This is a genomic window from Pseudomonas sp. 22072, from assembly GCF_052046095.1.
Taxonomy (GTDB): domain Bacteria; phylum Pseudomonadota; class Gammaproteobacteria; order Pseudomonadales; family Pseudomonadaceae; genus Aquipseudomonas; species Aquipseudomonas paracarnis.
In genome coordinates this window covers 50,593-68,871 of record NZ_JBQEQE010000011.1, presented here as the reverse complement: position 1 = coordinate 68,871, position 18,279 = coordinate 50,593, and the positions used below count along the sequence as shown (strand labels likewise).

Sequence of the window (18,279 nt, the reverse complement as noted above, 5' to 3'; positions counted from 1 at the left end):
CAAGGGAGATCAGTGATGGTTTGAAGATTAAGTTTCATCCGGCAATTGAATGCCAAACAACACAAAAATAAAAAGATTCGAGGTGTTGCATGTCCCAGTTAGAAACGCAGACTCCTGCCGCGCCCGCCATGGTGCGGCTGCCCCTCTTGCAACTGATCCTGGTAGGCCTGCAACACGTCTTGCTGATGTACGGCGGTGCCGTCGCCGTGCCCCTGATCATTGGCCAGGCCGCCGGCTTGAGCCGTGAAGAAATCGCCTTTCTGATCAACGCCGACCTGCTGGTAGCCGGTATCGCCACCATGGTGCAGTCGTTCGGCATCGGCCCCATGGGCATCCGCATGCCGGTGATGATGGGCGCCAGTTTTGCCGCCGTGGGCAGCATGGTCGCCATGGCCGGCATGCCCGGCATCGGTTTGCAGGGCATCTTCGGCGCGACCATCGCCGCCGGGTTCTTCGGCATGCTCATCGCACCGTTCATGTCCAAGGTGGTGCGCTTTTTCCCGCCGCTGGTGACCGGTACGGTGATCACCGCCATCGGCCTTTCGCTGTTCCCCGTGGCGGTGAACTGGGCCGGCGGGGGCAGCGCCGCCGCCACGTTTGGCTCGCCGGTCTACCTGGCGATTGCCGCCCTGGTACTGGCCACGATCTTGCTGATCAACCGCTTCATGCGCGGCTTCTGGGTGAACATCTCGGTACTGATCGGCATGGGCCTGGGTTACGCGCTATGTGGTGTGATCGGCATGGTCGACCTCAGTGGCCTGGCCCAGGCGCCGTGGGTGCAGGTCGTGACGCCGTTGCACTTTGGCATGCCCAAGTTCGAGTTGGCGCCGATCCTGTCGATGTGCCTGGTGGTGGTGATCATTTTTGTCGAGTCCACCGGCATGTTCCTCGCCCTAGGCAAGATCACCGGCCAGGAGGTCACGCCGAAGATGCTGCGACGCGGCCTGTTGTGTGATGCCGGCGCGTCGTTCTTTGCCGGCTTCTTCAACACCTTTACCCACTCCTCCTTCGCGCAGAATATCGGCCTGGTGCAGATGACCGGCGTGCGCTGCCGCTCGGTCACGCTCATGGCCGGCGCGTTCTTGATCGTGCTCAGCCTGTTGCCCAAGGCGGCCTATCTGGTGGCTTCAATTCCACCTGCGGTACTCGGCGGCGCGGCGATTGCGATGTTCGGGATGGTGGCGGCAACCGGGATCAAGATTCTGCAGGAAGCCGACATCGCCGACCGCCGTAACCAGTTGCTGGTGGCGGTGAGCATCGGCATGGGCCTGATCCCCGTGGTACGCCCGGAGTTCTTCGCACAGCTGCCGTTGTGGATGAGCCCGATTACCCACAGCGGCATCGCCATGGCCACCCTCAGCGCGCTGTCGCTGAACATCCTGTTCAACATCCTCGGCGGCGCTGAGCGCCCCGAAGTCGCGCATACGCATTGATTCCTTTGTTAGTACAAAAATAACAACAAACAGGGAACCCCCACATGCACAACCTTGACATGGGGCCGGCCACACGCCGCGCCCCATTCTTGCCCCTCGCGCTCTGTTACAGCGCACTTGAGCCCAGGCCTGGGAGCCAGTATTCTCCGCGCCCGCTCGAATCGACTCAAAAAAAAACAGCGAATGTAAAAGCTGACCTCAAGGCCAACTTATCCCGGCCTGATGTTTGCTGCCAAAGTGCACAAAAGTCCCCTGAATTCGACTGCATCCGCTGCAGCCGACGGGGATTTTTTTGGCTTTTTCAGCACCTTGGCGCAGCTCTTGCTAAAAGCATCAAAGCTGACCGAATAGACGATTTTTGCAGCGAACCAAAAGGCGCCACACCAGAGCGCCTGCGTAGAAGAAAAACCATAAAATTTTAACTCGGGAGCAACCGAATGAAACCTATGTTCAAAGGCCTGATGCTGGCTGGATCACTGTTGGCCGGTGGCCAGGCCGTAGCCAGTGACTTGTTGCAGTGGCAAAACAACAGCCTGACTTATCTGTGGGGCAAGAGCTTTACCGTCAACCCGCAGATCCAGCAAACCGTCACCTTCGAACATGCCGACGCATGGAAGTACGGCGACAACTTCTTCTTCCTCGACCGTATCTTTTACAACGGCAAGGAAGACGGCAATGTCGGCCCGAATACTTACTACGGCGAGTTCAGCCCGCGTTTGTCGTTCGGCAAGATCCTGGACAAGGACCTGTCGTTCGGCCCGATCAAGGACGTGCTGCTGGCCTTCACCTATGAGTTCGGCGAGGGCGATAACGAGTCCTACCTGCTGGGTCCGGCGTTCGACTTGAACATCCCCGGTTTCGACTACTTCCAGTTGAACTTCTACCAGCGCCAGACCGAGGGCAATCGTCCGGGTGACGGCGTGTGGCAGATCACTCCGGTCTGGTCGTACACCATTCCCGTGGGTAATTCCGACGTGCTGATCGACGGTTTCATGGACTGGGTGGTGGATAACGACAAGAACGCCCGCGGCACTTATCACGCCAACCTGCACTTCAACCCGCAGGTCAAATACGACTTGGGCAAGGCGCTGCATTGGGGCGACAAGCAGTTGTATGTGGGTTTTGAATACGACTACTGGAAGAACAAGTACGGGATTGAAGACAGCGGCGCCTTCAAGACAACCCAGGACACAGCAAGCTTCCTGGTCAAATACCACTTCTAAAGGTTGACCGCGGTTCCCTGTGGGAGCTGGCTTGCCTGCGATCGCGATGTGTCTGTGCCAACAGTGNTGGCATACCGCTATCGCAGGCAAGCCAGCTCCCACATTCAGTTCGGCGTCAGGCCCAGGAAACGAGTGATTTCTTCGCGCTTGGCCAGCGCATCCTTGCGCCCCAGTTCGATCAACTCACTGCAATACCCCCCCTCGAACAACAGATAACTCAACACCCCTGCCCCGCTGGTCTTGGTCGCCCCAGGCCCGCGCAAAAACACACGCAACGCCGCCGGCAACTCCTGGCGATGTCGTGCGGCGATTTCGTCGATGGGTTGGCTGGGGGCAATTACCAACACCTCTACCGGCGCCAGGCCCTGCACCGCCGCATCCGCAGGCACGACGCGGCTGAACTGGTTCAAGCGCTCCAGCAGTTCGATATCGCTTTCCAAGCTGTCAATGAAGGTGCTGTTGAGCATGTGCCCCCCGATTTGCGCCAGGGTCGGTTGCTGGCCGGTGTAGGTGCGTTGCGTCGAGACTTCATTGCCCCTTGGGTTGCCGCTCACACCGACGACCAATACGCGGCTGGCCCCCAGGTGCAAGGCCGGGCTGATGGGCGCGGACTGCCGCACTGCGCCATCGCCGAAGTACTCTTCGTCAAGTTTGATCGGAGCGAACAACAGCGGAATCGCGGAGCTTGCCAACAGGTGCTCTACCGTCAGTTGGGTCGGTACCCCAATGCGCCGATGACGCAACCAGGCATCGATGGTGCCGCCGCCCTGATAGAAGGTCACCGCTTGCCCGGACTCATAACCAAAGGCCGTCACCGCCACCGCCTGCAAATGCTTGCGGCGGATAGCCTCGTCGATGCCGTCCAGGTTCAAACGCGCTTGCAGCAAGTCACGCAGGGGGGAGCTATTGAGCAACGCCACCGGCACCTGGGCACCCAGGCCCAACAGGCTGTGGATCAGGAAGCGACTGGCCTGGCGTATCACCCCCGGCCAATCGCTGCGCAGCACCTGATGGCTGCGAAAGCCCTGCCAGAACGCTGTCAGCCGTTGGACAGCCGCGCAGAAGTCACTGGCCCCACTGGCCAGGCTCACCGCATTGATTGCGCCGGCGGAGGTGCCGACGATCACCGGAAAAGGATTCGGTGCCCCTGGCGGCAGCAATTCGGCAATCGCCGCCAGCACCCCCACCTGATAAGCCGCTCGCGCCCCGCCGCCGGAAAGAATCAAGCCTGTGACCGGTTCGGCTGGGCGCATTGCGTCACTCCATGATGAGAAGGGGTTGGGCTTATCGACGGCGCTTTTCGTACAGCTTGGGCTCACCCGGCGGCCGACTCTTGAAGCGGCGATGGGTCCACAGGTATTGCTCGGGGCATTCGCGCACCGAGGCTTCGACCCACTGGTTGATGCGCAGGCAGTCGATCTCGTCGGTTTCACCCGGGAAGTCGGTCAGCGGTGGATGGATCACTAGGCGGTAACCGCTGCCGTCAGCCAGGCGCTCCTGGGTAAACGGCACCACCAGCGCCTTGCCCAGGCGTGCGAATTTGCTGGTAGCGGTAACGGTAGCAGCCTGGATGCCGAACAACGGCACGAAGATGCTTTGCTTGGCGCCGTAGTCCTGGTCCGGTGCGTACCAGATGGCCCGGCCGGCGCGCAGCAGCTTGAGCATGCCGCGCACGTCGTCGCGCTCCACGGCCAGGGAATCGAGGTTGTGGCGTTCACGGCCACGGCGCTGGATAAAGTCGAACAGCGGGTTGCCGTGTTCGCGGTACATGCCGTCAATGGTGTGCTTCTGCCCCAGCAGCGCCGCGCCGATTTCCAGGGTGGTGAAGTGCAGCGCCATGAGGATCACGCCCTTGCCGTCCAACTGCGCCTGCGTGAGGTGCTCCAGCCCTTCGACATGGGCCAGGCGCGCCAGGCGCGGCTTGGGCCACCACCAGCTCATGGCCATTTCAAAGAAGGCGATGCCGGTGGAAGCGAAGTTTTCCTTGAGCAGGCGTTTGCGTTCCTTGACGGATTTTTCCGGGAAGCACAGCTCTAGGTTGCGCGCCGCGATGCGGCGACGATCACCTGCCACGCGGTACATGCCCGCGCCCAGCAGGCGACCAATGGTCAACAGCGCCCGATACGGCAATTGAGTGACCAGCCACAGCAGGCCGAGCCCCAGCCATAGCAGCCAAAAACGCGGGTGAAGAAATACAGCTCGAAAACGCGGGCGATCCATTACAGATTCCGGTAAAGACAAGGGCCGCGCATTCTACAACGGTTCGACTCGGCTTGCGGCGGGTGAGTGTTCTCGTTATAAGTCTCGACACTTTTCGTGACAAGCCGCTTTCGCCGACCATGAGCCAAACCGAACCGCTAGACCAAGATCCCGTGTTCCAGCTAAAAGGCAGCATGCTCGCCATTACCGTGCTGGAACTGGCCCGCAATGACCTCGACGCCCTGGACCGCCAACTGGCCGCCAAGGTCGCCCTGGCGCCGAACTTCTTCAACAACGCCCCGCTGGTGCTGGCGCTGGACAAGCTGCCGGCTGGCCAGGGAGTGATTGATTTGCCCGGCCTGATGCGTGTATGCCGTTCCCATGGCCTGCGCACACTGGCGATTCGCGCCAGCCGCATCGAAGACATTGCCGCCGCCATCGCCATTGAACTGCCAGTACTGCCACCGTCCGGCGCCCGTGAGCGCCCTCTGGAACCATTGGTCGGCGAAGAAAAGAAAAAACCGGAAAAACCACCGGAGCCTGCGATCAGGCCTACAAAGATCATCACCTCGCCGGTACGCGGCGGGCAGCAGATTTACGCCCAGGGCGGCGACCTTGTGGTGGTTTCCTCGGTCAGCCCGGGGGCGGAACTTCTTGCCGATGGCAACATCCATGTATACGGCCCGATGCGCGGACGCGCCCTGGCCGGCATCAAGGGTGATACCAAGGCACGTATTTTTTGCCAGCAGTTGACCGCCGAGCTGGTTTCTATCGCGGGTCAGTACAAGGTTTCCGAAGATTTGCGCCGCGATCCACTGTGGGGCGCTTCGGTACAGGTCAACCTGTCGGGCGATGTGTTGAACATCATCCGTCTTTAACGGATACTGCCGCATTTTCCAAGCATCTCTAGACTCTGATAGCAAAGCGAAACCGGCAAGACTTGTGTAGGACTTTTTGGAAGTTGGTGTTTCCCCATGGAAACCCCGTCTTTTTCCTGCAAAGGCTGTCCGCCTGCGGCGAGTTCCAAGAGATGTTTTTCAGGGACCGAAAGTCCTTTTTCCTTAGGGGTGAAACACCTTGGCCAAGATTCTCGTGGTTACATCCGGCAAGGGTGGTGTGGGTAAGACCACCACCAGCGCCGCTATCGGTACCGGCCTCGCTCTGCGCGGCCACAAGACAGTCATCGTCGACTTCGACGTCGGTCTGCGTAACCTTGACCTGATCATGGGCTGCGAGCGTCGCGTGGTGTATGACTTCGTCAACGTGGTGAACGGCGAAGCCAACCTGCAACAGGCCCTGATCAAGGACAAGCGCCTTGAGAACCTGTACGTGCTGGCTGCCAGCCAGACCCGTGACAAAGACGCGCTGACCAAAGAAGGCGTCGGCAAAGTCCTCGCCGAGCTCAAGGAAACCTTCGAATACGTGGTCTGCGATTCTCCGGCCGGTATCGAAACCGGTGCTCACCTGGCGATGTACTTCGCCGACGAAGCCATCGTGGTAACCAACCCGGAAGTCTCCTCGGTACGTGACTCGGACCGCATGCTCGGCCTGTTGGCCAGCAAGTCCAAGCGCGCCGAAGAAGGCCAGGACCCGATCAAGGAGCACCTGCTGCTCACCCGCTACAACCCGGAGCGCGTCAACAACGGCGAAATGCTGGGTGTTGAAGACGTGAAGGAAATCCTCGCCGTGACCCTGCTGGGCGTGATTCCGGAATCCCAGGCCGTCCTGAAGGCATCCAACCAGGGCGTACCGGTGATTCTCGACGACCAGAGCGACGCCGGCCAGGCGTACAGCGATGCAGTTGATCGCTTGCTGGGCAAGACCGTGGAACACCGCTTCCTCGATGTCAAGAAGAAGGGATTCTTCGAGCGTATCTTTGGAGGCAACTAAACAATGAAATTTCTCGACTTCTTTCGCGCCAACAAAAAGCCAAGTACCGCGTCGGTAGCGAAAGAGCGTCTACAGATCATCGTGGCGCACGAACGCGGCCAACGCAGCACGCCGGATTACCTGCCAGCCTTGCAGAAGGAACTGGTCGAGGTGATCCGCAAGTACGTCAATATCGGCAACGATGACGTGCATGTCGCCCTGGAAAATGACGGCAGCTGCTCGATTCTGGAACTCAATATCACCCTGCCCGATCGTTGATCGAACGGGCGGTCGCCACGGCGGCTCCGCTACCTGGCCCCTGTACTGCTGTAGGAGCGAGCTTGTGTGGCGAGGGAGCTTGCTCCCGCTGGGCTGCGAAGCGGCCCCAGACTGAACGATCGAGTTACATCAGTTGCAACTCGTTGAGCGGTTTGGGAGTGCTACGCACTCCAGCGGGAGCAAGCTCCCTCGCCACACAAGCTCGCTCCTACAGGGTGAGGGGGCAGTCAGTGGAGCCGCCGTTGGCGTTTGTTACGAGGCTGTTTAATGCCGCTGTCCAATATCCATATCCTGCATCAGGACGACGCTGTCCTGGTGGTGAACAAGCCGACCCTGCTGCTCTCGGTGCCTGGTCGCGCCGACGACAACAAGGACTGCCTGATCACTCGCCTGCAGGAAAACGGCTACCCAGAAGCCCGCATCGTCCATCGCCTGGACTGGGAAACGTCGGGGATCATCCTGCTGGCCCGGGACGCCGACACCCACCGCGAACTGTCCCGCCAGTTTCACGACCGCGAGACCGAAAAGGCCTACACCGCCCTGGCCTGGGGCCAACCGGCACTGGACAGCGGCAGCATCGACCTGCCCCTGCGCTACGACCCGCCGACCAAGCCCCGCCATGTGGTCGACCATGAGTTCGGCAAACATGCACTGACCTTCTGGAAAGTGCTGGAGCGTTGCGGCGACTGGTGCCGCGTAGAGCTGACACCCATCACCGGGCGCTCGCACCAGTTGCGCGTGCATATGTTGTCCATCGGGCATCCGTTGCTGGGCGATGGTCTGTACGCCCATGAACAAGCCCTGGCCGCCTGGCCGCGCCTGTGCCTGCATGCAAGCATGCTCAGCTTCACCCATCCGCAAAGCGGCGAGCGCCTGCGCTTCGAGTGCCCTGCGCCTTTTTGAAGGGCTGATGCGGTCAAATGTGGGAGCTGGCTTGCCTGCGATATCGGCGTGCCAGCCAATACATCTGGCACAGAAAGACCGCTATCGCAGGCAAGCCAGCTCCCACAGGGTTTGATGTGGTTCTCAGCCATGCACGCTCACTCCAAATATCTGGCCAATACGGTAAACTCTCGCCACTGCTGTCTGGAGCTATTTATGCGCGAAGCGTTGAATCAAGGCCTGATCGACTTCCTCAAGGCCTCCCCTACTCCTTTTCATGCCACTGCCGCCCTGGCCCAACGCCTGGAGGCGGCCGGCTACCAGCGTCTCGACGAGCGCGACACCTGGGCCACCGAGGCCAACGGTCGCTACTACGTGACCCGCAATGACTCCTCGATCATCGCCTTCAAGCTCGGCCGCCAATCGCCGCTGCAAGATGGTATCCGTATGGTCGGCGCCCACACCGACAGCCCGTGCCTGCGGGTCAAGCCCCAGCCGGAGCTGCAACGCCACGGCTTCTGGCAACTGGGTGTGGAAGTCTACGGCGGCGCGCTGCTGGCGCCCTGGTTCGACCGCGACCTGTCCCTCGCCGGGCGTGTTACCTTCCGCCGCGATGGCAAGGTCGAGAGCCAACTGATCGACTTCAAACTGCCGATCGCCATCATTCCCAACCTGGCCATTCACCTCAACCGTGAAGCCAACCAGGGCTGGGCAATCAATGCCCAGACCGAGCTGCCGCCGATCCTGGCGCAGTTTGCCGGTGACGAGCGCGTGGACTTTCGCGCCGTGCTCACCGAACAGTTGGCCCGCGAGCATGGTTTGAATGCCGATGTGGTACTCGACTACGAGCTGAGTTTCTACGACACCCAAAGTGCTGCCGTGATCGGCCTCAATGGCGACTTCATTGCCGGTGCGCGCCTGGACAACCTGCTGTCGTGCTACGCCGGTTTGCAAGCATTGCTCACCAGCGACACCGATGAAACCTGCGTGCTGGTGTGCAACGACCACGAAGAAGTCGGCTCCTGCTCGGCCTGCGGTGCCGATGGCCCGATGCTGGAACAGACCCTGCGTCGCCTGCTGCCCGAAGGTGAAGAATTCGTACGCACCATTCAGAAATCCCTGCTGGTGTCGGCAGATAACGCTCACGGTGTGCACCCCAACTACGCCGAGAAACACGACGCCAACCACGGCCCGAAACTCAACGCCGGCCCGGTGATCAAGGTCAACAGCAACCAGCGCTACGCCACCAACAGCGAAACCGCCGGGTTCTTCCGCCACCTGTGCATGGCTCAGGAAGTGCCAGTGCAAAGCTTCGTGGTACGCAGCGACATGGGCTGCGGCTCGACCATCGGCCCCATCACCGCCAGCCACCTGGGCGTGCGCACCGTGGACATCGGCTTGCCGACCTTTGCCATGCACTCCATCCGCGAGCTGTGTGGCAGCCATGACCTGGCGCATCTGGTCAAGGTGCTGGGGGCGTTCTACGCCAGTCGCGATTTACCCTGAGACCGAGGCGCGCCCATCGCGGGCAAGNCCCGCGATGGGTTTCCAAACAGATATAAGGCTATCTGACTCACATCAACTGCACTTCTGCCAATCCGGCCTAGACTTGTCAGAACTTCCAGTCCCACAAGGCCGCCCCTCGCCATGATCTCAATGTCCTCATTCCACGCCATGCTGATCCCCATCGTGATCGGTATGATCATGCTCGCGGTCGGCTTCAACTTTCGCGACAAGCCTCTGGGCGTGTTTGGCATGTGGATCGGCATGCTGTTGATCCTCGGCACCGTGCTCTACAAGATCCTCGCCAAACTGGCGCAGTGACAAATGCGCTCGCATTGGGCATAGCGGCCTCGTACACTCGGTCAATTCGTCGTTTTCAAGGTTGACCGCCTCGTGTTCTCCCGTCTGTTTGCCCTGCCCTGCTACCTGCTGATCGCCCTGCTCACGCTGCTGCCAGTGATGCCCGCCCAAGCCGTGGGCTTGCCCGGGATGCTGGGCGGCTCCAGCAAGACCCAACCCCAGGCGGAAGTGCCCCTGGGGCAGTCGCTGGACGAAGTGATCAAGACCCTGGAAAACGACCAGCAACGCACCCAGTTGCTCAGCGACCTGAAGAAACTGCGCGCCGCCACGCAAAAGGCCCAGCCCGCCGCCGAACTCGGGGTACTCGGGTTGATTGGCAGTACGCTGTCGGGCTTTGAGCAGCAGTTTTCCGGCGCCGACAGCCCGTTGGGGCGCTGGTCCAATGAAGTCGACCTGGCCAAGGATGAACTGGCCGCCCTGATGTTGCCGGCCAGCGAATGGCTGCCGATCATCTTCGGTTTTGCCGTGATCCTGGCCGTATGGAGCCTGCTGGCCGCTGCGCTGATCTGGCTCAGCCATCGGGTGCGCGAGCGTTTCGGCCTGCCCGAAGAGCTGCCGCAGCACCCGCGCACCTGGGACATGCTGCGCTTTGCCCTGCGCAAGCTGGGCCCCTGGTTGATCGCCCTGGTGATCACGGTTTACCTGAGCTACGCCCTGCCTTCCTCCCTGGGCAAATCCCTGGCCATGGTGCTGGCCTATGCCTTGGTGGTCGGCACCTGTTTCTCGGCAATCTGCGTGATTGCCTTCTCCGTACTCGACGGCCCGCACCGCCACCGCGCCTTGTATATCCTGCGCCACCAGGCGTTCCGCCCGCTGTGGTGGATCGGCAGTTTTGCCGCCTTCGGCGAAGCCTTGAGCGACCCGCGCCTGGTTGCCGCGCTCGGCCAGCATCTGGCCCACACCGCCGCGACCGTGGCCAATGTCATGGCGGCGTTGTCCACCGGGGTGTTTATCCTGCGTTTCCGCCGGCCCATCGCGCACCTGATCCGCAACCAGCCGCTGTCGCGCCGACTGACGCGCCGCGCCCTCACCGATACTCTGTCGATCATCGGCACCTTCTGGTACATCCCGGCTCTTCTGCTGGTGGGCATCTCACTGTTCGCCACCTTCTTGTCGGCCGGCGACACCAGCACCGCCCTGCGCCAGTCGTTGCTGTGCACGGTGCTGCTGGTGTTGTGCATGGTGATCAACGGCCTGGTGCGCCGCCACGCTCTCAAGCCGCAACGCGGGCACAAACGCCACGCGCTGTACTCCGAACGCCTCAAAGGCTTTGTCTACACCCTGGTGCACCTGGTGGTGTGGCTGGTATTCATCGAACTGGGGCTGCGGGTCTGGGGCCTGTCGATGATTCGCTTTACCGAAGGTGAAGGCCATGAAATAGCCGTGAAGCTGTTCGGCCTCGGTGGGACCTTGTTGTTTGCCTGGCTGATCTGGATCCTCAGCGACACCGCGATTCACCACGCCCTGACCCGCTCGCGCAAAGGCCTGGCCAACGCGCGTGCGCAAACCATGATGCCGTTGATCCGCAACGTGCTGTTCGTGACCATTTTCATTATCGCCGCCATCGTCGCCCTGGCGAACATGGGCATGAACGTCACGCCCTTGCTGGCCGGTGCGGGTGTGATCGGTATCGCCATCGGTTTTGGTGCACAGTCGCTGGTGGCGGACTTGATCACCGGCCTGTTCATCATCATCGAAGACTCCCTGGCCATCGACGACTACGTGGATGTGGGCGGCCACCTCGGCACGGTGGAAGGCCTGACCATCCGTACCGTGCGCCTGCGCGACATCGACGGCATCGTGCACACCATCCCGTTCAGCGAAATCAAGAGCATCAAAAACTACTCCCGGGAGTTCGGCTACGCGATCTTCCGCGTGGCGATCCCCTACAACATGGAAATCGACGACGCGATCAAACTGATGCGCGAAGTCGGCCAGGCCATGCGTAACGACCCATTGCAACGCCGCAATATCTGGTCGCCGTTGGAGATCCAGGGCGTGGAAAGTTTCGAGTCCGGCAGCGCGATCCTGCGCGCACGCTTCAAGACCGCGCCGATCAAGCAGTGGGAAGTGTCGCGGGCATTCAACCTGTCGCTCAAGCGGCACCTGGATGAAGCCGGGCTGGACCTGGCGACACCGCGCTTGAGCGTGCAGGTGCAGACTGCCGGCAGCGTGCAGGAGAAAGATCCACAACAATAAGCAAGGAGAGGTTGGTATGCGAATGAACGGTCTGACACACCAATGGGTTTTGGGTCTGCTCGGCGCGGTCGCGAGCAGTGCAGTGATCGCCGCCAGCAGCGGCCAGGACAGTGCCCGGGAAACCATTGCCGCCCAGGCAAAAATCCTCGAACCCAGCCTGTTGGAAACCCGCCGCGATATCCACGCCCATCCGGAACTGGGCAATACCGAAACCCGCACCGCCGAGTTGGTCGCCAAACAGTTGCGCGAACTCGGCCTTGAGGTGAAGACCGGGGTGGCCCGCACTGGCGTCGTCGCCATCTTGAAAGGCGCCCTGCCCGGCCCGACCGTGGCCCTGCGCGCCGACATGGATGCGCTGCCGGTCAAGGAAGTCGCCGACCTGCCCTTCGCCTCCAAAGCCAAGGGCACCTACCTGGGCAAAGAAGTCGACGTGATGCACGCCTGCGGCCACGACGCCCATACCGCTATCCTGCTGAGCACTGCGAAGATTCTCACCGGGATGCGCGAGCGCCTGCCCGGCACCGTGGTGTTTTATTTCCAACCGGCCGAAGAAGGCCCCAGCGACTTTATCCCCGACGGCAAGAACACCTGGGGTGCGAAGATGATGGTGCAGGAAGGCGTGATGAAAGCGCCCAAGCCCGATGCGGTATTTGGCCTGCATGTGTGGGCCGGTGTGCCTGCCGGGCAAATCGCCTACCGCCCGGGCCCAACCCTGGCCAGCTCCGATGACCTGCGCATCAGGATCCTCGGCAAACAGACCCACGCCGGCCGCCCCTGGGACGGTATCGACCCGATCACCGTTGGCGCTCAAACCATTGTCGGCCTGCAGACCGTGGTCAGCCGCCGTACCGATATTTCGTCATTCCCCTCTGTGGTGAGCATCGGCACCATCAACGGTGGCACCCGCTATAACATCATCCCCGAGTCGGTGGACATGAGCGGCACCATTCGCTCCTACGACTACGGTATCCGCCAGAAGCTGCATGCAGACGTGCGTCAAACCGTAGAGAAAATCGCCGAAAGCGGTGGCGCCAAGGCCGAAGTGACGATCATCGAGAAGTACGACCCCACCATCAACAACCCGGCGCTGACCGAGAAAATGCTGCCGAGCCTGCGCTGGGCGGCTCAGGATGATGTGGTGCAAGGCCCGTTGGTGGGTGGCGCCGAAGACTTCTCGTTCTATGCCAAGGAGGCGCCGGGGCTGTTTGTCTTCCTGGGGGTGACCCCAAGGGATCAGGACATGAGCAAGGCGGCGCCGAATCACAACCCAGGGTTCTTTGTGGATGAGTCGGCGTTGGTGGTAGGCGTGAGGACGCTGGCGTCGTTGGCGACGGATTACCTCTATACCCATACCCCCCTGTAGGAGCGAGCTTGCTCGCNAACGCGGCGTTCTTGCGTTCTTCGCGAGCAAGCTCGCTCCTACAGTGTGTTGGGGTGAATCAGTTGGCGAGGGCCGCGCCATCCATTTTCTGGCGCAGGCTCAACGGCCGCATGTCGGTCCACACTTCCTCGATATACGCCAGGCATTCCTTCTTCATGCCACTCTTGCCCACGGTGCGCCAGCCTTCCGGCACGGCCTTGTAGTCGGGCCAGATCGAATACTGTTCTTCATGGTTGACCACTACCTGAAAGAGGATGTCGTCGCGGTCAAATACTGAGGTCATTGCTGTTCTCCGTCGCTCAAAGGCTGGCTGCGCACCACGCGCAGCACCGATATCTGTAGAAACGTACCAAGGGCCTGGAAAATTACAGGCTGGCCACGGCCGCCGCCAAGGCGCGCCCGAAAATCTCAGCCACCTGGTCGACTTCGCCAGCGGTGATCACCAGCGGTGGCAGGAAACGCACCACACCGCCATGGCGCCCGCCCAGTTCCAGGATCAGCCCGCGCTTGAGGCATTCGCGCTGCACCAGCGGCGCCAGCTGGCGATGCACCGGTGGGTGGCCCTGACTATCAGGCGTGCCAGTCGGGTCTACCAGCTCCACCCCCAGCATCAGCCCACGCCCACGGATATCCCCCAGGTGCGGGAAGTCGCGCTGCAGGATGCGCAGGTGTTCGCCCAGGCGCTCGCCCATGGTCGCCGCATGGCCTGCCAGGTCGTGATCCTTGAGGTAGCGCATCACCGCCGAGCCCGCCGCCATCGCCATCTGGTTGCCGCGGAAGGTCCCGGCATGGGCGCCCGGCAGCCAGGTGTCGAGCCAGTCGCGATACACCACCACCGCCAGCGGCAGGCTGCCGCCAATCGCCTTGGACATGACCACCACGTCCGGAATGATGCCGGCGTGTTCGAAGGCAAACATTTTGCCGGTACGCCCAAAACCGCTCTGGATCTCATCGACGATCAGCGCCACCCCCGCTTGCGCGGTGATACGGCGCAGGCCACGCAGCCAGTCGATGTCCGCCGGGATCACACCGCCCTCACCCTGGACCACTTCGACAATCACCGCCGCTGGCAACAGCACGCCGGCTTCCGGGTCGTTGAGCAGGTTTTCCAGGTAATGCAGGTTGACCCGCACACCTTCGGCGCCACCCAGCCCAAACGGGCAACGGTAGTCATACGGGAACGGCAGGAATTGCACGCCATTGCCGAGCAAGGCGCCCAAGGGTTTCTTTGGCCCCAGGCTGCCCATCAAACTCAGCGCGCCCTGGCTCATGCCGTGATAGCCGCCCTGGAACGACAGCACGGTGCTGCGCCCGGTAGCAGTGCGCACCAGCTTCAACGCGGCTTCCACCGCATCAGTGCCGGTGGGGCCGCAGAACTGGATTTTCGCTTCTCGCGCCAGTTCCGATGGGAGCAAACCGAACAGGTCCTGCACGAATTGATCCTTGACCGGCGTAGTCAGATCCAGAGTATGCAGGGGCAGTTCGTCGCTCAGCACTTGCTGGATGGCCTGGATCACCACCGGGTGGTTATGCCCCAGCGCCAGGGTTCCGGCGCCGGCCAGGCAGTCGATGAACCGGCGCCCCTCCACGTCCTCCACGTAAATGCCCTTGGCGCGTTTGAGTGCCAGGGGGATGCGCCGTGGGTAGCTGCGGGCGTTGGATTCCTGCTGGCGCTGGCGGGCCAGCAGCGGGCTTTCGTCAAACTGATAGAGCGTTTCCGCGGCCTGCACCGGGGCGTCTTCGATACGGCTGGTAGCGACTGACATCTGTGGATCCCTCAATACGCTGATGATCGTGACCAAACTGCCGATCCGTTGGCGTCTGGCCCAAGGGCATGCGCACGGATTTCCTGTTGTGGAGACGCTTCAGCGTGAAAAGGATTTAGGGGACGAGGGTTGTTAACTGATGAATGAAGATCCAATTGTAGGAGCGAGCTTGCTCGCGAAAAACTCCCCGGCGCCGCGTTTATCCAGAAAGCCCGCGGTATCGTTGACGTTTTTCGCGAGCAAGCTCGCTCCTACATTTGAACAGTGCTCGGTATTAAATCCCGCGGTACTTTTCGTTCAGGGCATACAAGATCGCGCACGTCTCTGCATCCAGGAATCCACAATAATCCCGTGGCCGAAAGTGCATCTGGAACGCCCGGGTGCGCTGTTCAAAGGCCCGGCGATTCTGCGCGGGCTTGTAGCCATAACGCTGAAACGCCCGCTCCACTTCGACCTCCGGCGGCAAGCCGAGACAAAAGCGGCGCTGGTACATCGCCCGGCTCGATTCATCAAACCAGGCCCCGATGCCGGCCTCATGCAGCACACGCCAGGGCAACCGAGGCCCAGGGTCGCTCTTGCGCCAGTAGGCCACGTCCGAATGCCCGAGCCAGTCAGTGGGGCCCACCTGTGGATAGCGCTCCAGCAGGTCGCGAAGCAATTCAATCAGTAGGTCAATCTGTGCCGGTGCGTACTCCGGAAAGGTAAAGACCCCCGCTTCATCCCGCGCCAGGTTGACGATTTCAATGCCCACCGAGCGGCTGTTGAGATCGGCCTTCCCCGCCCAATAGCTCACGCCTGCGTGCCAGGCGCGCTGGTCCTCGTCCACCAGGCGAAACACCCGCAGCTCTTCATAACCGGCAGCGCGGTAGCTGGGTTCAGCGGGGTCGGGCAGCAGATAGTGGGCGCTGACGCCATCTTGGGTGAGGGTGCGTAGCGAGGAAGCAAAGGGCGCGGCCGTGTAGTGCACAAGCACCTGCTGCACGGATTCGCCACGGCGGTCGTTGAAATCCCTGGCGGGGAAACTGGTGTCGATCACCAACATAAGAACAGTCCTTTTCAATTCAGGCCGACTCATTCGGCCCGTTCAAGCGCAAAAAAATTACCGCCATCCTGAAGGCTTGAGCCTCAGGCGGGCGGTAATTATTTGCCACGTGAATAGGACTGCTCAGCGCCGCAACGGCATGCCCAGGTCGACCCGCATACCATCGGGCTGGCTGTCGAAGTGCAACGAGCAGGAACAGCGCTGCACGATCGCCTGGACAATCGCCAGGCCCAGGCCACAGCCTTCGCTGCTGCCATTGCGCCAGAAGCGTTGGGTGAGGTATTGCAGGTCTTCGCTGGAGATCTGCTGGCCATGGTCACGCACGCGGAACACCACGTTATCCGGGGTAGAAAACACCTGCAGTTCCACGCGGGTATCGGCCGGGGTATGGCGCAAGGCGTTGTCCAGCAGGTTACGCAAGGCCGCGACGGCAAGGCCCACAGGCATTGCCACTGGAACAGGGGAAAGATCCGGCGCCAGGATCAGATCAATGCGTGAATTGTCGCCGGCGTTGGCATCCTGGATCGCCAACCGGGCGACTTCCTCGGCACTGGACTGCAGGCCATCGTCAAACGACAGGCTGCCCTCCACCCGCGCCAGCAACAACAGTTGCTCCAGGGTGCGATGCAAGCGATCGGCGCCCTCCTCGGCGTGCGCCAGGGACTGGTCGCGGGCCGCGCCCTCGGTCATGCGCGCGACTTGCAGGTGGGTCTTGATCGCGGTCAACGGGCTGCGCAGTTCATGGGCGGCGTCACCGGTCAGGCGACGTTCGCGCTCGATGGTCTTGGCGATGCGCTGCAGCAGTTGGTTCTGGGTGTCGAGCAACGGCTTGAGTTCACTGGGCAGAGGATGAATCTGCAGAGGCTCGAGGGAGTCGACACTGCGCCGCATCAGGGCATCCCGCATACGGTTGAGCGGCACCAGGCTCTGGCCAATGCCCAGCCACAGCAGGCACAGGCAGCCCAGCAATGCCACGCCGACCGGCACCGACGCCGCCAGCAGGATCGACAGGTTGAGGGCTTCACGCTCCACCTGGCGGTCGGCGGTGGTGATCAGCAAGTCGCCACGGGACAGGGTAAAACTGCGCCAGCCCACGCCGTCGATGATCTGGTCGCGAAAGCCGCTGCGGCGCGACTCCAACCCTTCCTCCGGCGTGGTATGACTGCGCGCCAGGATCTCGCCACGCAAGGAGCTGACCTGGCAAGCCATGCCACCCGGCACATTCAGTTGTTCGGTGCGCAAATGCGCGCCCCCGCTGACGCTGGCCAGGCCCGGCATCTGCTCGGTGAGCCCGGCCACCATGCGCGCAGAGGCCACCAGGCGCTGGTCGAGGGAAAACATCATCTGGTTGCGCAAGTCGTTGAGCATCCAGGCGGCCGCCAGCACCCAGATCAGTACAAAAGCGGCGCCCAGCTTGAACGTCAGGCGCAGACGCAAGCTCATCACGGCGTGTTGTCTCCCCCATCAGCCGTACCCAGGCGATAGCCCAGCCCCCTGACGGTTTCCACGATGCCATTGCCCAACTTGCGCCGCAGGTGGTGGATATGCACGTTGAGGGCGTTGCTTTCCAGTTCGTCGCTGAAGCCGTAGACGCTGTCCTTGAGCTGTTCGCTGGACAGTACGCGGCCCTTGTTGTGCAACAGTGCCTGCAACAACGCCTGTTCACGCCGGGACAGATCCACCGGCTGGCCGCCGAGGAAGGTCTCGCGGCTGCTGGGGTCGTAGGCCAGGCGCCCATGTTCGATCAGGTTGACGCTGCGCCCCGCCACCCGGCGCAACAGGGTTTGCAGGCGAGCGGCGAGTTCACGCAAGTCGAAGGGCTTGAGCAGGTAATCGTCGGCGCCGGCTTGCAAGCCATCGACGCGGTTGGTCACCGAGTCCCGCGCGGTGAGGATCAGCACCGGAATGTCCAACCCCTGGCTGCGCTGTTGTTGCAGCAGCTTGAGGCCGTCTTCGTCGGGCAGGCCGAGGTCGAGCACCATGATGTCGAAGGCCGCGGCCTTGAGCATCGCCCGCGCCGCCGAGGCCGTGGCCACGCGCTCCACGGTAAAGCCCTGGGCGGTCAGGCCGGCCACGATGCCACTGGCGATCAGTTCGTCGTCTTCACAGACCAGTACGTGCATGGTTAACCCTTCATGAAAGA

18 protein-coding genes are annotated in these 18,279 nt (G+C 61.8%); 11 read left to right on the top strand and 7 right to left on the bottom strand.

Annotated elements, in window-relative coordinates; genetic code table 11:
- The first annotated feature begins 89 nt into the window (after positions 1-89).
- The 3 genes from ACTJLA_RS13630 to ACTJLA_RS13620 are packed head-to-tail and all read left to right on the top strand — an operon-like array spanning position 90 to position 2,656.
- Positions 90-1,433, top strand: coding sequence for a nucleobase:cation symporter-2 family protein (locus tag ACTJLA_RS13630; RefSeq protein ID WP_032896003.1), 1,344 nt, complete (start codon positions 90-92; stop codon positions 1,431-1,433).
- 44 nt (positions 1,434-1,477) lie between these two features.
- Positions 1,478-1,855, top strand: a complete 378-nt coding sequence (locus ACTJLA_RS13625; RefSeq protein ID WP_140915357.1) for a hypothetical protein — start codon at positions 1,478-1,480, stop codon at positions 1,853-1,855.
- A 15-nt stretch (positions 1,856-1,870) separates the two neighbouring features.
- Positions 1,871-2,656 carry an outer membrane protein OmpK gene (locus ACTJLA_RS13620; RefSeq protein WP_054896336.1) on the top strand — a complete coding sequence of 262 codons (786 nt, stop codon included), beginning with the start codon at positions 1,871-1,873 and terminating at the stop codon, positions 2,654-2,656.
- Positions 2,657-2,760: 104 nt separating this feature from the next.
- Here the strand turns inward: ACTJLA_RS13620 and ACTJLA_RS13615 are convergent, their stop codons facing one another.
- Complete coding sequence (locus ACTJLA_RS13615) at positions 2,761-3,909, bottom strand: patatin-like phospholipase family protein (protein WP_314549720.1); 1,149 nt, start codon at positions 3,907-3,909, stop codon at positions 2,761-2,763.
- Positions 3,910-3,940: 31 nt separating this feature from the next.
- The gene (locus ACTJLA_RS13610) at positions 3,941-4,876 is read right to left on the bottom strand and encodes a lipid A biosynthesis lauroyl acyltransferase (RefSeq protein ID WP_054896338.1); all 936 of its coding nucleotides are present in this window, start codon (positions 4,874-4,876) and stop codon (positions 3,941-3,943) included.
- A gap of 119 nt (positions 4,877-4,995) precedes the next feature.
- On the opposite strand from ACTJLA_RS13610, the gene minC reads away from it, so the two are divergent.
- From minC to ACTJLA_RS13570, 8 genes are all read left to right on the top strand, one after another.
- Entirely contained in the window at positions 4,996-5,733 is a 738-nt protein-coding gene (gene minC / locus ACTJLA_RS13605; protein WP_014719299.1) for a septum site-determining protein MinC, read from the top strand.
- A gap of 199 nt (positions 5,734-5,932) precedes the next feature.
- The gene (gene minD / locus ACTJLA_RS13600) at positions 5,933-6,745 is read left to right on the top strand and encodes a septum site-determining protein MinD (RefSeq protein WP_003192835.1); all 813 of its coding nucleotides are present in this window, start codon (positions 5,933-5,935) and stop codon (positions 6,743-6,745) included.
- Positions 6,746-6,748: 3 nt separating this feature from the next.
- A complete protein-coding gene (gene minE / locus ACTJLA_RS13595) occupies positions 6,749-7,003 on the top strand; it encodes a cell division topological specificity factor MinE (RefSeq protein WP_003175252.1) in 255 nt (84 codons plus the stop codon).
- A 267-nt stretch (positions 7,004-7,270) separates the two neighbouring features.
- Positions 7,271-7,906, top strand: coding sequence for an RluA family pseudouridine synthase (locus tag ACTJLA_RS13590; RefSeq protein WP_003192838.1), 636 nt, complete (start codon positions 7,271-7,273; stop codon positions 7,904-7,906).
- A gap of 195 nt (positions 7,907-8,101) precedes the next feature.
- A complete protein-coding gene (locus ACTJLA_RS13585) occupies positions 8,102-9,391 on the top strand; it encodes a M18 family aminopeptidase (protein WP_054920433.1) in 1,290 nt (429 codons plus the stop codon).
- A 150-nt stretch (positions 9,392-9,541) separates the two neighbouring features.
- Entirely contained in the window at positions 9,542-9,709 is a 168-nt protein-coding gene (locus tag ACTJLA_RS13580; protein WP_003192842.1) for a hypothetical protein, read from the top strand.
- 72 nt (positions 9,710-9,781) lie between these two features.
- Positions 9,782-11,947, top strand: a complete 2,166-nt coding sequence (locus ACTJLA_RS13575) for a mechanosensitive ion channel family protein (RefSeq protein WP_314549708.1) — start codon at positions 9,782-9,784, stop codon at positions 11,945-11,947.
- A 16-nt stretch (positions 11,948-11,963) separates the two neighbouring features.
- A complete protein-coding gene (locus tag ACTJLA_RS13570; RefSeq protein WP_054896340.1) occupies positions 11,964-13,310 on the top strand; it encodes an amidohydrolase in 1,347 nt (448 codons plus the stop codon).
- A 76-nt stretch (positions 13,311-13,386) separates the two neighbouring features.
- On the opposite strand, the gene ACTJLA_RS13565 is transcribed toward ACTJLA_RS13570, so the two are convergent.
- From ACTJLA_RS13565 to ACTJLA_RS13545, 5 genes are all read right to left on the bottom strand, one after another.
- A complete protein-coding gene (locus ACTJLA_RS13565) occupies positions 13,387-13,611 on the bottom strand; it encodes an MbtH family protein (protein WP_003192847.1) in 225 nt (74 codons plus the stop codon).
- An 82-nt stretch (positions 13,612-13,693) separates the two neighbouring features.
- Positions 13,694-15,094, bottom strand: a complete 1,401-nt coding sequence (locus ACTJLA_RS13560) for an aspartate aminotransferase family protein (protein ID WP_314549705.1) — start codon at positions 15,092-15,094, stop codon at positions 13,694-13,696.
- A 274-nt stretch (positions 15,095-15,368) separates the two neighbouring features.
- On the bottom strand, positions 15,369-16,136 hold the full coding sequence (locus ACTJLA_RS13555; RefSeq protein ID WP_054896342.1) for an N-acetylmuramoyl-L-alanine amidase: 768 nt from the start codon (positions 16,134-16,136) through the stop codon (positions 15,369-15,371).
- Positions 16,137-16,259: 123 nt separating this feature from the next.
- Positions 16,260-17,579 carry an ATP-binding protein gene (locus tag ACTJLA_RS13550; RefSeq protein ID WP_020302232.1) on the bottom strand — a complete coding sequence of 440 codons (1,320 nt, stop codon included), beginning with the start codon at positions 17,577-17,579 and terminating at the stop codon, positions 16,260-16,262.
- Positions 17,579-18,259: a response regulator gene (locus ACTJLA_RS13545; RefSeq protein WP_034126124.1), complete on the bottom strand. Its 681-nt coding sequence runs from the start codon at positions 18,257-18,259 to the stop codon at positions 17,579-17,581. Before ACTJLA_RS13545 ends, ACTJLA_RS13550 begins: the two co-directional genes overlap by 1 nt.
- Positions 18,260-18,279: the final 20 nt, after the last annotated feature.

Excerpts from the sequence above, each read along its gene's own strand:
- ACTJLA_RS13580 (WP_003192842.1), top strand. The coding sequence starts at position 9,542 with ATGTCCTCATTCCACGCCATGCTGATCCCCATCGTGATCGGTATGATC.
- ACTJLA_RS13560 (WP_314549705.1), bottom strand. The coding sequence starts at position 15,094 with ATGTCAGTCGCTACCAGCCGTATCGAAGACGCCCCGGTGCAGGCCGCG.
- ACTJLA_RS13620 (WP_054896336.1), top strand. The coding sequence starts at position 1,871 with ATGAAACCTATGTTCAAAGGCCTGATGCTGGCTGGATCACTGTTGGCC.
- minC (WP_014719299.1), top strand. The coding sequence starts at position 4,996 with ATGAGCCAAACCGAACCGCTAGACCAAGATCCCGTGTTCCAGCTAAAA.
- minE (WP_003175252.1), top strand. The coding sequence starts at position 6,749 with ATGAAATTTCTCGACTTCTTTCGCGCCAACAAAAAGCCAAGTACCGCG.
- ACTJLA_RS13555 (WP_054896342.1), bottom strand. The coding sequence starts at position 16,136 with ATGTTGGTGATCGACACCAGTTTCCCCGCCAGGGATTTCAACGACCGC.
- ACTJLA_RS13545 (WP_034126124.1), bottom strand. The coding sequence starts at position 18,259 with ATGCACGTACTGGTCTGTGAAGACGACGAACTGATCGCCAGTGGCATC.
- ACTJLA_RS13610 (WP_054896338.1), bottom strand. The coding sequence starts at position 4,876 with ATGGATCGCCCGCGTTTTCGAGCTGTATTTCTTCACCCGCGTTTTTGG.
- ACTJLA_RS13570 (WP_054896340.1), top strand. The coding sequence starts at position 11,964 with ATGCGAATGAACGGTCTGACACACCAATGGGTTTTGGGTCTGCTCGGC.
- ACTJLA_RS13590 (WP_003192838.1), top strand. The coding sequence starts at position 7,271 with ATGCCGCTGTCCAATATCCATATCCTGCATCAGGACGACGCTGTCCTG.
- ACTJLA_RS13550 (WP_020302232.1), bottom strand. The coding sequence starts at position 17,579 with ATGAGCTTGCGTCTGCGCCTGACGTTCAAGCTGGGCGCCGCTTTTGTA.
- ACTJLA_RS13615 (WP_314549720.1), bottom strand. The coding sequence starts at position 3,909 with ATGCGCCCAGCCGAACCGGTCACAGGCTTGATTCTTTCCGGCGGCGGG.
- ACTJLA_RS13630 (WP_032896003.1), top strand. The coding sequence starts at position 90 with ATGTCCCAGTTAGAAACGCAGACTCCTGCCGCGCCCGCCATGGTGCGG.
- ACTJLA_RS13585 (WP_054920433.1), top strand. The coding sequence starts at position 8,102 with ATGCGCGAAGCGTTGAATCAAGGCCTGATCGACTTCCTCAAGGCCTCC.
- ACTJLA_RS13565 (WP_003192847.1), bottom strand. The coding sequence starts at position 13,611 with ATGACCTCAGTATTTGACCGCGACGACATCCTCTTTCAGGTAGTGGTC.
- ACTJLA_RS13625 (WP_140915357.1), top strand. The coding sequence starts at position 1,478 with ATGCACAACCTTGACATGGGGCCGGCCACACGCCGCGCCCCATTCTTG.